The organism is Kitasatospora sp. NPDC051853 (assembly GCF_044452665.1).
Classification (GTDB): domain Bacteria; phylum Actinomycetota; class Actinomycetes; order Streptomycetales; family Streptomycetaceae; genus Kitasatospora.
This window is the reverse complement of record NZ_JBITBY010000001.1, coordinates 509,813-522,721: the sequence shown is the minus strand read 5'-3', so window position 1 is coordinate 522,721 and position 12,909 is coordinate 509,813. Positions and strand designations below refer to the sequence as shown.

Sequence of the window (12,909 nt, the reverse complement as noted above, 5' to 3'; positions counted from 1 at the left end):
GGGCCCCGGTTGTCGTCCTCGCTGCGCCGCCGTTACGGGAACGTGACCACCTGCCCGGCGGCCGCCCGCGGGCGCCCCGCATGCCCCGTCGCGCCCCGGGTAGCCGCCCGGCAGCGGCCCCTCGCCCGCCCCCGGGGAGCCGCGCCACCCGTCGCACCCCGTGCGACGATGACAGGACGGCAGCCCCAGCCCCGGGCGGTGGTCGACACATGCGAAGTGACGAGCAGGACGGCCTCCTCATGGTCCCGATCGCGACCGCGCTGATCGCCGAGGACGGCCGCATCCTGCACTGGAGCACGGACGCCGAGGCCCTGCTCGGCTACCCGGCCAAGCAGGCCATCGGTGCCCGGGCGGCCCAGCTGCTGGTCACCGAGGACCAGCGGCCCGAGGTGCTGGAGCTGTTCCGGCACATCCTCTCCGGCCGGGGCTGGTCGGGCGTCTTCCCCGTGCTGCACCGCAACGGCCACCACGTGAACCTCGAGTTCCGCACCCATCCGGTGCTGGGCCCGGACGGCCGCCCGCTGGTGCTCGCGGTGGCCTCGGACGTGACCACCGTGCACCGGCTGCACGCGGACCTGGCGGTGCTGGACAGCTTCTTCAGCCAGTCCCCGGTCGGCATGGCGGTCTACGACACCGAGCTCCGCTTCGTCCGGCTCAACGACGCACTGGCCCGGACCAACGGCCTGCCGGCGGAGGAGCAGATCGGCCGCCGGGTCACCGAGGTGCTGCCGGGCATCAACGGCGAGGAGATCGAGGCGGTGATGCGGCACGTGATGGCGACCGGCGAGCCCGTGCTGGACGCCCGCTCCTACGGCCGCACCCCCGGCGACCCGGACCGGGACCGCGCCTGGTCGGCCTCCTACTTCCGGCTGGACCGGCCCGAGGGCGGGGTGCTCGGGGTGAGCTCCACCATCGTGGACGTCACCGAGCGGTACCGGGCCGAGGCCCAGGCGAGCCGGGCCCAGCAGCGCCTCGCGCTGCTCAACGAGGCCAGCACCCGGATCGGCACCACCCTCGACCTCGCCCGCACCGCCCAGGAGTTGGCGGAGGTGGCGACCCCGGCGCTGGCGGACACCGTGGTGGTGGAGGTGCTGGACACCCTGGCGGCCGGGCAGCCCGCCGAACTGCCCAGCCCGGCCGACCGCTCGGCGGTGCTGCGCCGGATGGCCTTCCACTCGGTGCCGGGCTCGGACATGGTCCCGCTGGCCCCGGTCGGCACCGTGCACCACTACCACCCCTCGGCCCCGTACGCCTGGGCGCTGGCGCACCGCCGCCCGGTGCTGCTGCCGACGCTGGACGACGGGGCCGCGCACTGGTTCGCCGACGCGCCGGCCCAGGCGGCGGCGATGCGGGCCGACGGGGTGCACACCCTGATGGTGGTGCCGCTGATCGCGCGCGGCGCCGCGATCGGGATCGCGGTCTTCTACCGGAACCTGACGGACCGTCCGTACGACGGCGAGGACGTGGCGCTGGCCGGGGAGCTGGCGGCCCGGGCCGCGGTGGCGGTGGACAACGCGCTGCTCTACACCCGGGAGCGGGACGCCGCCCGGGCCCGGCAGTTCGCCCTGGAGGAGGCGCACGCCGCCCAGCAGCGGCTGGCGCTGCTGAACGAGGCCAGCACCCGGATCGGCACCACCCTCGACCTCTCGCGCACCGCCCAGGAGTTGGTGGAGGTGGTGCTGCCGCGCTTCGCCGACTTCGTCACCGTCGACCTGCTGGAGTCGGTGCTGGAGGGCGAGGAGCCGGCCCCGCCGCCGGACGAGGGACCGGCCCTGCTGCGGGCGGTGGCGGTCGGCGAGGTGAAGGGCTCGGAGGTGCTGATGGGGGCGGCCGACGACGTCGGCGAGCCCAGCCGCTCGGCCAACCTCTATGCGGAGAGCCTGCGTTCGCGCCGCTCGATCCTGGTGGCCGAGGTGGACGAGGCGGCGCTGCACCGGATCGTCGCGGCGCCGGACCGGGTGGAGCCGGGCCTGGCGGCGGGCGTGCACTCGTACGTGATGGTGCCGCTGCTGGCGCGCGGGACGGTGCTGGGCGGGGCCGAGTTCATCCGGACCGTCAACCCGGAGCCGTTCACCGCCGACGACGTGGCGCTGGCCGAGGAGCTGGCCGCCCGGGCCGCGGTCTGCATCGACAACGCCCGGCTCTACCGGCGGGAGCGGGAGACCGCGCTGACGCTCCAGCGGAGCCTGCTGCCGCAGGAGGTGCACCACTCCCTGGGGCTGGAGCTGGCGCACCGCTACCTGCCGAGCAGCGTGGTCAGCGAGGTGGGCGGCGACTGGTTCGACGTGGTGCCGATCGGCGGCGGCCGGGTCGCGCTGATCGTCGGCGACGTGATGGGCCACGGCATCCGGGCCGCCGCCACCATGGGCCAACTCCGCACCGTGGCACGGACCCTGGCCACCCTCGACCTGGACCCGGCCCGGCTGCTGCGCCGCCTGGACGAGGCCGCGGCCGCGCTCGGCGAGGGCCAGTTCGCCACCTGCGTCTGCGTGGTCTTCGACCCGCTGGACCGCAGCTGCACCGCCGCCTCGGCCGGCCACCTGCCGCCGGTGCTGGCGGCTCCGCTGGGCGAGGCGGAGCTGGTCGAACTGCCCGCCGGGGCGCCGCTGGGCGTGGGCGGGGTGCCGTTCCACAACCGCACCTTCACGCTCCCCGAGGACGGCCTGCTGGTCCTCTACACCGACGGCCTGGTGGAGCGGCGCGGCCACGACATCGACCACGGGATCGAACTGCTGCGCCGCACCGTCACCGGCCGCCGGGGCAGCCTGGAGCGCACCTGCGACGCCCTGCTCTCGGTGCTGGAGGCCCCGGCCGGGCAGGACGACGTCGCCGTCCTGCTGGCCAGGGCCCGGCCGGTCGGCCCGGACCGCTACGCCGTCCTGCCGCTGGCCGAGGACCGGACCGTGGTCGGGCGGGCCCGCCGCTTCACCCGGCAGGTGCTCACCGCCTGGGGCCTGGCCGCCCTGGCCGACCAGGCCGAGCTGCTGACCAGCGAGCTGATCACCAACGCCCTGGTGCACGCCGGGCGGCCGGTCGAGATGCGGATCTTCCGCGACCGCCTGCTCACCGTCGAGGTCACCGACCTCGACGCCCGCCCGCCCCGCCTGCGGGTCGCCCGCGACGCCGACGAGGGCGGCCGCGGCATGTACCTCGTCAACGAACTCGCCCACCGCTGGGGCACCCGGGTCACCGACACCGGCAAGGTCGTCTGGTACGAGCTGGAGCCGCCCTCCGGCTGACGCCCCGTCACCGCCCCTCGTCCACGGGAGGACCGCATGTCCAGGCGAAGGCTCAGCTCTCTGCCCTGCGGACGGCGCGCCAAGTGGGTGGTGCTGCTCGTCTGGCTCGCCGTCCTGGTGCTCACCGGACCGCTGGCCGCGAAGCTCGCGGACTCCGAGGACAACGAGGCGTCGAGCTGGCTGCCCGGCAACGCCGAGTCCACCCGGGTCCTGGTGGCCCAGCGGGCCTTCCAGCCGGTGGACACCGCGCAGGCCGTGGTGGTCTACGAGCGGCCCGGCGGCCTCACCGCCGCCGACCGGGTGGAGGCGGCCCGGGACGCCGCCGCCTTCGCCTCCGCCCCGCACGTGCGGGGCCCGGTGGTCGGCCCGGTGCCCTCGGCCGACGGCCGGGCGCTGCAGACCGTCGTGCCGGTGGACATCGGCACCGGCGGCTGGGAGGACCTGCGGCCGGCCGTGGACAGCCTGCGCGCCACCGCCGCCGCGGACGCGGACGGCATGACCACCCACGTCACCGGTCCGGCCGGGATCGGCGCCGACCAGGCGGAGGCCTTCGCCGGGATCGACTCCACCCTGCTGACCGCCACCGTCGCGGTGGTGATCGTCCTGCTGCTGCTCACCTACCGCAGCCCGGTGCTCTGGCTGCTCCCGCTGCTCTCGGCCGGTGCCGCGCTGACGGTGGCCCAGGCGGTGATCCACCTGCTCGCCGACCGTGCCGGACTGACCGTGAACGCGCAGAGCGCGGGCATCCTGGTGGTCCTGGTGCTGGGCGCGGGCACCGACTACGCCCTGCTGCTGACGGCCCGTTACCGCGAGGAGCTGCGGCGTCACCGGGACCGGCACGAGGCGATGGCCTTCGCCCTGCACCGGGCCGGCCCGGCGATCGGCGCCAGCTCGGCGACCGTGGTGGCCTCGATGCTGGTGCTGCTGCTCGCCGAGATGAACTCCACCCGGGGCCTCGGCCCGGTCTGCGCGATCGGCGTGCTGGTCGCCCTGCTGGCCATGGTCACCCTGCTGCCCGCGCTGCTGGTGGTCTGCGGCCGCTGGGTGTTCTGGCCGGTCCGCCCGGCGTACGGCTCGTCCGAGCCGACCGAGCGGGGCCGCTGGGCCCGGGTCGGCCGCGCCGTCTCCCGCCGCCCGCGCCGGGTCTGGGCCGGCACCGGCCTGGCGCTGGCCGCCTGCTGCCTCGGCCTGTTCTCCCTGGACGCCGGCGGTCTGGGCACCGCCGGGAGCTTCACCGGCAAGCCCGACTCGGTGTACGGGCAGGAGGTGCTCACCGCGCACTTCCCTGGCGGCACCGGTGCCCCGCTCTCCGTGCTCTCCACCGCCGCCGGGGCGGCCGAGGTCCGCACGGTCACCCTGGCCACCCCCGGCGTCTCGGCGGCCTCCGAACCGGAGGTGCGCCAGGGCACCGCGCTGGCCTACGCCACCCTGGCCGACCCGCCGGACAGTCGGGCCGCCCAGGACACCGTGGACCGGCTGCGCACCGCCGTGCACGCGGTCCCGGGGGCCGAGGCCCGGGTCGGCGGGACGACCGCGGTGATCCTGGACGCCGGACGGGCCGCCGACCACGACAACCGGGTCGTCATCCCGCTGGTGCTGGTGGTGGTGACGGTCATCCTGGCCGGGCTGCTGCGGGCGGTCACGGCACCGCTGGTGCTGATCGCCACCGTGGTGCTCTCGTACGCGGCCGCGCTCGGGCTGAGCGCGCTGGCCTTCGAGCACCTCTTCCACTTCGAGGGCTCGGACCAGTCCTTCCCGCTGTTCGCCTTCGTCTTCCTGGTCGCGCTGGGCATCGACTACAACATCTTCCTGATGACCCGGGTCCGCGAGGAGGCCCTGCACCGGGGCACCCGCGAGGGTGCGGTGGCCGGCCTGGCCGCGACCGGCGGCGTGATCACCTCGGCCGGCCTGATCCTGGCCGCGACCTTCGCCGTCCTCGCCACCCTCCCGATCACCGGCCTCACCGAGATCGGCTTCGCGGTGGCCCTGGGCATCCTGCTGGACACCCTGGTGGTGCGGTCCGTCCTGGTGACGGCCCTCACCGCCGACCTCGGCCACCGGATGTGGTGGCCCGCCAGACTGGAGGACTGACGGGCCGTCACGACTACTGCGGCGTCACGTAGGCACCCGAGATGCCGCCGTCCACCAGGAAGGTGTTCGCCGTCATGAAGGACGAGTCGTCGCTGGCCAGGAAGGCCACCGCCGCCGCGATCTCCGAGGGCTCGGCGAAGCGGCCCAGCGGGATGTGCACCAGGCGGCGGGCGGCCCGCTCCGGGTCCTTGGCGAAGAGCTCCTGGAGCAGCGGGGTGTTGACCGGCCCGGGGCAGAGCGCGTTGATCCGGATGCCCTCCCGGGCGAACTGCACGCCCAGCTCCCGCGACATCGCCAGCACGCCGCCCTTGGAGGCGCTGTAGGAGATCTGCGAGGTGGCCGCGCCCATCACCGCGACGAACGAGGCGGTGTTGATGATCGAGCCCTTGCCCTGCCGCTGCATGTGCGGGATGGCGTACTTGCAGCACAGGTAGACGCTCTTGAGGTTGACGTCCTGGACCCGCTGCCAGGCCTCCACCCCGGTGGTCAGGATGGAGTCGTCGTCGGGCGGCGAGATGCCGGCGTTGTTGAAGGCGATGTCCAGGCTGCCGTAGGTGTCCACGGCGGTCTGGTACATCCGGCGGACCGCCTCCTCGTCCGTCACGTCCGCGCGGACGAACAGGCCGCCGACCTCGTTGGCCGCCTTCTCCCCGCTCTCCTCGTCCAGGTCCACGCAGACGACCTTGGCGCCCTCGGCGGCGAACCGCCGGGCGGTGGCCAGGCCGATGCCGCTGCCGGCTCCGGTGATGACGGCCACCCGGCCGTCCAGACGGTTCGTCATGGTGTCTACTCCTCCGTTGCGATGAAGACGTTCTTGGTCTCGGTGAAGGCGTGCAGGGCGTCCGGCCCGAGCTCCCGGCCGAGGCCGGACTGCTTGAAGCCGCCGAAGGGGGTCGAGTACCGCACCGAGGAGTGCGAGTTGACCGAGAGGTTGCCGGCCTCGACGGCGCGGGCGACCCGCAGGGCGCGGCCGACGTCGCGGGTCCAGATGGAGCCGGAGAGGCCGTACTCGGTGGCGTTGGCGATCCGCACCGCGTCCTCCTCGTCGCGGAACGGGACCACCGTCACCACCGGACCGAAGATCTCCTCGGTGAACGCCGGGTCGTCGTGCCGGACCGGCGCGAGCACCGTCGGCGGGTACCAGAAGCCCGGCCCGTCGGGGCAACTCCCGGTGAAGGCGGGCTCCTTGACGTAGGAGGCGACCCGCTCGCGCTGGGCGGCCGAGATCAGCGGGCCCATCTCGCTCTTCTCGTCGGCCGGGTCGCCGACCCGCACCGCGCGCACCGCCCGTTCGAAGCCGGCCATGAACTCGTCCAGCACGGTGGCCTGCACCAGGATGCGCGAGCGGGCGCAGCAGTCCTGCCCGGCGTTGTCGAAGACCGCGTACGGGGCGGTGGCCGCCGCCTTCGCCAGGTCGGCGTCGGCGAACACGATGTTGGCGCTCTTCCCGCCCAACTCCAGTGTCACGGGCTTGACTTGGGCGGCGCACCCGGCGGCGACCCGCTTGCCCACCGCGGTGGAGCCGGTGAAGACCACCTTGCGCACGTCCGGGTGGGTGACGAAGCGTTCCCCGACCACCGGGCCGCGGCCGGGCAGCACCTGGAACACGTCCTCGGGGATGCCCGCCCGCCGGGCCAGTTCGGCCAGCCGCAGGGCGGTGAGCGGGGTGAGCTCGGCGGGCTTGAGGACCACCGTGTTGCCGGCCGCCAGGGCCGGGGCGAAGCCCCAGGCGGCGATCGGCATCGGGAAGTTCCACGGCACGATGATCCCGACCACGCCGAGCGGCTCCTGGAAGGTCAGGTCCACTCCGCCGGCCACCGGGATCTGACGGCCGAACAGGCGCTCGGGGGCGGCCGCGTAGTACTCGATCACGTCCCGGGCGTTGCCCGCCTCCCAGCGGGCGTTGCCCACGGTGTGCCCGGCGTTGGCCACCTCCAGCCGGGCCAGCTCCTCCCGGTCGGCGTCCACGGCGGCGGCGAAGGCGCGCAGCAGCCGGGCCCGGTCGGCGGGGGCGACCTTGCGCCAGCCCTCGAAGGCGGCCTTGGCGCGGGCGATCGCGGCGTCGGTCTCGGCCACGGTGGCCATCGGGACGGTGGTGATCACCTCCTCGGTGGCGGGGTTGACCACCTCGTAGAGGTCCGGCTCCACTGCGGTCACTGCGTGCTCTCCTCGGTCGGTGGAAGGGTGGTCACGGGCGGCGGAAGGGTGGTCACAGGCGTTCGAACCCGCGGCGGCGCTCCCAGTCCGTCACCGCGGCCTCGTAGGCGGCGAGTTCGACCCGCCCGGCGTGCGCGTAGTGGCGCACCACGTCCTTGCCGAAGGCCAGCGCGGCGGCCTCGCTGCCCTCGAAGGCGGCCACCGCGTCGCGCAGCGTGGACGGCACCCGGGGGGCGTCGGAGGCGTAGGCGTTGCCGGTGAACTCCGGCTCCAGGGGCAGCTGGTGCTCCACCCCGTGCAGGCCGGCGGCGATCAGCGCGGCCAGGGCCAGGTAGGGGTTGACGTCCCCGCCGGGCACCCGGTTCTCGAAGCGCAGCGAGGGGCCGTGGCCGACCACCCGCAGTGCGCAGGTCCGGTTGTCCCGGCCCCAGGCGATGGCGGTGGGGGCGAAGCTGCCGGGGACGTAGCGCTTGTAGGAGTTGACGGTCGGTGCCAGCAGCAGGGCGAACTCGCCCAGGCAGGCCAGCTGTCCGGCCAGGAAGTGCTCCATGGTGCGGGAGAAGCCGTGCGGGCCGTCGCCGGCGAAGACCGGGGCGCCGTGCTCGTCGCGCAGGCTCAGGTGGACGTGGCAGGAGTTGCCCTCGCGCTCGTCGTACTTGGCCATGAAGGTGAGGCTGTAGCCGGCCTGGTCGGCGATCTCCTTGGCGCCGGTCTTGTAGACCGCGTGGTCGTCGCAGGTGGCCAGCGCGGGGCCGTACTTGAAGGCGATCTCGTGCTGGCCGAGGTTGCACTCGCCCTTGGCGGACTCCACGGTGAGCCCGGCGCCGGCCATCTCGTTGCGCAGCCGGCGCAGCAGCGGCTCGATCCGGGACGTGCCCAGGATGGAGTAGTCGACGTTGTACTGGTTGACCGGGGTGAGGCCGGAGTAGCCCTTGTCCCAGGCCTGTTCGTAGCTGTCCTTGAAGACGATGAACTCCAGCTCGGTGCCCGCGTAGGCCTGCCAGCCGTAGCCGGCCAGCCGCTCCAGCTGGCGCTTGAGCACCTGGCGCGGGGAGACCGGGACGGGGGTGCCGTCCTGCTGGAGCACGTCGCACTGGACCATCGCGGTGGCCGGGTGCCAGGGCACCATCCGCAGGGTGGTGAAGTCGGGCCGGAGCACGAAGTCGCCGTAGCCGGTCTCCCAGGAGGAGACCTCGTAGCCGTCCACGGTGTTCATGTCGACGTCCACCGCGAGCAGGTAGCCGCAGCCCTCGGCGGCGTGGCCGGCCACCTCGTCCAGGAAGTGCCCGGCGGCGATCCGCTTGCCCTGGAGGCGGCCCTGCATGTCAGTGAGGGCGAGCACCACGGTGTCCACGGAGCCGTCGGCGACCAGCTCGCGCAGGCGGTCGAGGGTGGGGCGGGGGCTGCTCATCGGTTCTCCAAGGCGCTTGCGCGGTCGGCCGGTTCGTCCTCGGCGGTCACCTTGGGGCCGGTGAACCAGTGCCGGGCCGACACCAGCCACCAGATCCCGGCGAAGCCGAGCACGACCGCCACCGCGACGGGGGTGTAGTTGAAGTTCGCGGCGGTGACCGGGCTGACGGTGGGCAGCATGAACAGCACCGAGATCAGCGCCGTCCAGCCGACCGCCACGCTACCGATCAGCTTGCTCCACCGGCCCAGGTGCCACGGGCCGCGCTCGAAGGCGTCACCCTGACGGAGTCTCAGGAACACCGGGACGACGTAGGCGATGTACAGTCCGATGACGGAGATCGAGGTGACGGCCGCGTAGGCGGTGGCGTTCCAGAGGTTCTGCGCGCCCAGCACGAACGCTCCCCCGGTGGCCAGCCAGACGGCGGCGGTCGGGGTCTGGGTGCGCGGGTTGATCCGGTGCCAGATCCGCGAGCCGGGCAGCGCGCCGTCGCGCGAGAAGGCGTAGATCATGCGGGAGTTGGCGGTCACCGAGGCCATGCCGCAGAAGAACTGGGCACCGATCACGATCAGCAGCAGCAGCTTGGCCCCGGTCGGGCCGACCGCGTCCAGGAAGATCTGCGCGGGCGGCACCCCGGTGCTCGTGCCGGTCACGCCCTCGTAGTTCGTGATCGCGAAGGTCAGCCCGAGCAGCAGCACCCAGCCGGCCACCAGCGAGACCAGCACCGAGTTGACGATGCCCTTCGGCCCGGAGCGGGCGGCGTCCCTGGTCTCCTCGGTCATGTGTGCGGAGGCGTCGTAGCCGGTCAGGGTGTACTGCGCCAGCAGCAGGCCGAGCATCGCGACGTAGAAGCCGCTGGAGAAACCGGTGTTGTTGACGAACTCCGTGAACACGAAGGAGGCGGAGGCGTGTTCGGACGGCAGCAGCACCAGCGCGCCGACGATCACCGTCACGCCGGCCACGTGCCACCAGACGCTCACCGTGTTGAGCAGCGCCACCAGCTTCACGCCCCGGGTGTTGAGCAGCCCGTGCAGCAGCAGGATCACCGCGAACAGCACCATGGTGTGCCCGGTGGTGGCGGCGTAGCCCCACTGGAGGTCCAGGAAGGCGTTGGTGAAGAACGCGGCCCCGAAGTCCACCCCGGCGGTGACGGCCACCTGGCCCATGAAGTTGAAGTACCCGGTGAACCAGGAGGCCGCCGCGCCGTTGCGGCGGGCCAGCTTGGCGGCCCAGTAGTACAGGCCGCCCGCGGTCGGGTAGCTGGAGCAGATCTCGGCCATCGACAGCGCCACGCAGAGCGTCATCAGGCCGACCACCGGCCAGCCCCAGGTGATCAGGGCGGGGCCGCCGGTGTTCAGTCCGAAGCCGTAGAGGGTCAGGCAGCCGGAGAGGATGGAGACGATCGAGAAGGAGACGGCGAAGTTGGCGAAGCCCGACATCGAGCGGGCCAGCTCCTGGGTGTAGCCGAGCTGGCGCAGCCGGTGCTCGTCGTCGCTCGTGTGGTGCTCGGAAGGCATGCGCACCCCTTGGGGGTTGAGGGGTTCGGGAGAGAGCCGAAACGTGCGCCCACGACATCGTGGCAGCCAAAGGACCGGTTTCAGACCTTTGGCGTGGGCAGCATGTTTCCCTTCCCCTGATTCCCCGTCAAGAGCACCCGCCTCAGCGGTTGACGACCGCCCCACCGAACTCGGCCACGGCCGCGTCCACGATCCCGCTCAACTGGGCGTGGTGCGCCCCGCGCCAGTACACCTGCTCGCAGTCCCCGCACTGGGCGTAGACGTCGTAGGACCGCTCGGTCCCGTCCCGCAGCTGCTCGCGCACCTCGGCCTTGTCGGCCTGCCGGAGCACCCCGTTGCAGTTGGTGCACCGCGTCCACGGCGCGAGCGGGGGCGCGAACCGCGAGAGCACGTCGCGCAGTTGCTCCGCCGGGCGGTGGCTGTAGACGTACGCCCCCGCCCAGAGTTCGCGCCGGTGCAGCAGCCCCCGGTCCCGCGAGAGCATCACCCGCTGCTCGGCCGCCGAACGGGCCGCCAGCGCCGGGTCCCCGATGTCCAGGCTCTCGTACGCCGCGTCCACCCCGAGCAGCCGCAGCCGGCGCGCCAGCGTACCCAGGTGCACGTCCAGCAGGAACCGCGGCGGACCGGGCAGCGGCTGCGGCCTGACGACCGCCCGGACGGCGATCCGCTCGCCGTCCACCGGCACGTGCGAGGAGGCCAGCCGCTCGCCGTCCGCCGTCTCGAACGCGCCCACCTCGGTCAGCGGTACGCCGAGCGACTCCACCACGTGGCCGAGCGTCGAGGACCCGTCGGTCCTCACCGCCGACCAGCCGCCTCGGCGGGGAGTGCTCACGAAGACGTGCAGCTCGGGGGCGAAGTCGATCGAGATCTCGGGCTTGTCCACGGGAGCAGCATGCCAGCACCACCCCCTTCCCCGCCCCGCCTTTTCGCCACCCGGACCTCCTTCGCCGCCTTCCCCCTCCCTGCCCCTCCCCCTCCCTGGGTACGATCCCTGCGTGACTGACGAGGACGTGGACCGGCGGGGCGCGTCCGTCCTGCGTCCGGTCCGGACCGGGAACGCCTTCGAGGAGACCGTCGAGCGCATCCTCGCCGCCCTCAAGCTCGGCGTCTTCGCCCACGGCGACCGCCTCCCGCCCGAGCGCGAGCTCGCCGCCCGGCTGAACGTCAGCCGCGAGACCCTGCGCGAGGCGCTCCGCTCGCTCCAGCAGGCCGGCTGCGTCGAGCCGCGCCGCGGCCGCTACGGCGGCACCTTCGTCACCTACCGCCTGCCCCCGCCCGACCTCGGCCAACTCCGCCGCGCCGTCCAGGACATGGGGGCCGAGCTGGAGGACGCCCTGACGTACCGTCTGGTCCTGGAGACCGGCGCCTCCGAACAGGCCGCCCGCCGCACCCTCACCCCGGCCCAGCGCGAGCAGCTGGAGCGGCGGCTCGCCGACCTGGAGGACTGCGACCCGGCCGACTACCGCCAGCTCGACTCCCGCTTCCACCTCGCCATCGCCGAGCTCACCGGCTCCCCCTCGCTGGCCGCCGGGGTGGCGGCCGGACGGATGCGGCTGAACGACCTGCTCAACGCCATCCCGGTGCTCGGCCGCAACATCGAGCACGCCTCGGAGCAGCACCGCGCCATGGTCCGGGCCATCCTCGACGGGGACGTGGCGGCCGCCCGCCGCACCACCGAGGAGCACCTGGAGGCCACCGCCGCCCTGCTCCGGGGCTTCCTCGGCTGAGGCCCCGGCCCTCCGCGCGGTCAGTGCTCGTGGACCGCCGCCTGGTGCCGCCCCCTGACCACCAGATGGTCGAGCAGCTCCCGGGTGGCTTCCGCGACCGCCTCCACCGCCCGCTCGAAGGCCTCCTGGTTGTGCCCGGCGGGCGCCCGGAAGCCGGACACCTTCCTCACGTACTGCAGGGCGGCGGCGTGGACGTCGTCCTCGGTGACCTCGGGGGTGACCGGGGCGCGCAGGGTCTTGATGGATCGGCACATGCCCCCAGTGTGCGCCGCGCCCCTGACAGGTGACAGGGGGTGATCGCCGCCGAGCCGGGGTACCGTGGCCAGGTAACTCTTGACGCATGATCACCCCCCGGACAGCAGCAGGAGGAACCGTGGAGACGTGGGCCACCTGGACCACTCAGGGCATCCATGCCGGGCACGGCGGCGTGCTCACCGAGGAGCTCGGCGCGATCACCGGCAATCTGACGCTTCACACCACCTGGGTGGAGGGGCAGGTGAAGATCACCGTTCAGTACACCGGCGCACAGGACTGGTTCACCGTGCTCGGCAGCCCGCTCCCCGCCGCCGACGAGACCACCGCCCGCAATCTGCACCAGGCCATGGTCGAGGCCACCAAGGCGGGCAACGCCCGCGCACCACAGGTCTGAACCACCCCCGTCCCCCGTCCCGCCGAGGCCCCCCGCCGGCGATCATCAGACCGTTCGTCAACTGCTAGTCTGTGCACGCCAACGGGGGGCTTTGGCCTGTTCCGCACCGGTCTGTCGGGCG

General features: G+C 73.4%; 10 protein-coding genes. 4 read left to right on the top strand and 6 right to left on the bottom strand.

Features of this window, described 5'->3' with window-relative positions:
* The first annotated feature begins 209 nt into the window (after nucleotides 1–209).
* Entirely contained in the window at nucleotides 210–3,239 is a 3,030-nt protein-coding gene (locus ACIA8O_RS02245) for a SpoIIE family protein phosphatase (protein ID WP_396291597.1), read from the top strand.
* A 36-nt stretch (nucleotides 3,240–3,275) separates the two neighbouring features.
* A complete protein-coding gene (locus tag ACIA8O_RS02240; RefSeq protein ID WP_396291596.1) occupies nucleotides 3,276–5,330 on the top strand; it encodes an MMPL family transporter in 2,055 nt (684 codons plus the stop codon).
* Between the two features lie 13 nt (nucleotides 5,331–5,343).
* On the opposite strand, the gene ACIA8O_RS02235 is transcribed toward ACIA8O_RS02240, so the two are convergent.
* The 5 genes from ACIA8O_RS02235 to ACIA8O_RS02215 form a co-directional block, all read right to left on the bottom strand.
* Nucleotides 5,344–6,111 carry a 3-oxoacyl-ACP reductase gene (locus ACIA8O_RS02235; protein WP_396291595.1) on the bottom strand — a complete coding sequence of 256 codons (768 nt, stop codon included), beginning with the start codon at nucleotides 6,109–6,111 and terminating at the stop codon, nucleotides 5,344–5,346.
* Nucleotides 6,112–6,116: 5 nt separating this feature from the next.
* Nucleotides 6,117–7,415 (bottom strand): aldehyde dehydrogenase family protein, encoded by a 1,299-nt coding sequence (locus ACIA8O_RS02230; RefSeq protein ID WP_396292105.1) that lies wholly within the window; start codon nucleotides 7,413–7,415, stop codon nucleotides 6,117–6,119.
* 124 nt (nucleotides 7,416–7,539) lie between these two features.
* On the bottom strand, nucleotides 7,540–8,898 hold the full coding sequence (locus tag ACIA8O_RS02225) for a glutamine synthetase family protein (protein WP_396291594.1): 1,359 nt from the start codon (nucleotides 8,896–8,898) through the stop codon (nucleotides 7,540–7,542).
* Entirely contained in the window at nucleotides 8,895–10,412 is a 1,518-nt protein-coding gene (locus tag ACIA8O_RS02220; protein WP_396291593.1) for an amino acid permease, read from the bottom strand. The genes ACIA8O_RS02225 and ACIA8O_RS02220 overlap by 4 nt, the downstream gene beginning before the upstream one ends.
* Before the next feature lie 142 nt (nucleotides 10,413–10,554).
* Nucleotides 10,555–11,295 (bottom strand): Mut7-C RNAse domain-containing protein, encoded by a 741-nt coding sequence (locus ACIA8O_RS02215; protein ID WP_396291592.1) that lies wholly within the window; start codon nucleotides 11,293–11,295, stop codon nucleotides 10,555–10,557.
* Nucleotides 11,296–11,407: 112 nt separating this feature from the next.
* Here ACIA8O_RS02215 and ACIA8O_RS02210 point away from each other — a divergent pair, with 112 nt between their 5' ends.
* On the top strand, nucleotides 11,408–12,139 hold the full coding sequence (locus ACIA8O_RS02210; RefSeq protein ID WP_396291591.1) for a FadR/GntR family transcriptional regulator: 732 nt from the start codon (nucleotides 11,408–11,410) through the stop codon (nucleotides 12,137–12,139).
* A gap of 20 nt (nucleotides 12,140–12,159) precedes the next feature.
* Here the strand turns inward: ACIA8O_RS02210 and ACIA8O_RS02205 are convergent, their stop codons facing one another.
* A complete protein-coding gene (locus tag ACIA8O_RS02205; RefSeq protein WP_396291590.1) occupies nucleotides 12,160–12,393 on the bottom strand; it encodes a DUF2277 domain-containing protein in 234 nt (77 codons plus the stop codon).
* Nucleotides 12,394–12,512: 119 nt separating this feature from the next.
* On the opposite strand from ACIA8O_RS02205, the gene ACIA8O_RS02200 reads away from it, so the two are divergent.
* Entirely contained in the window at nucleotides 12,513–12,788 is a 276-nt protein-coding gene (locus ACIA8O_RS02200) for a hypothetical protein (RefSeq protein ID WP_396291589.1), read from the top strand.
* Nucleotides 12,789–12,909: the final 121 nt, after the last annotated feature.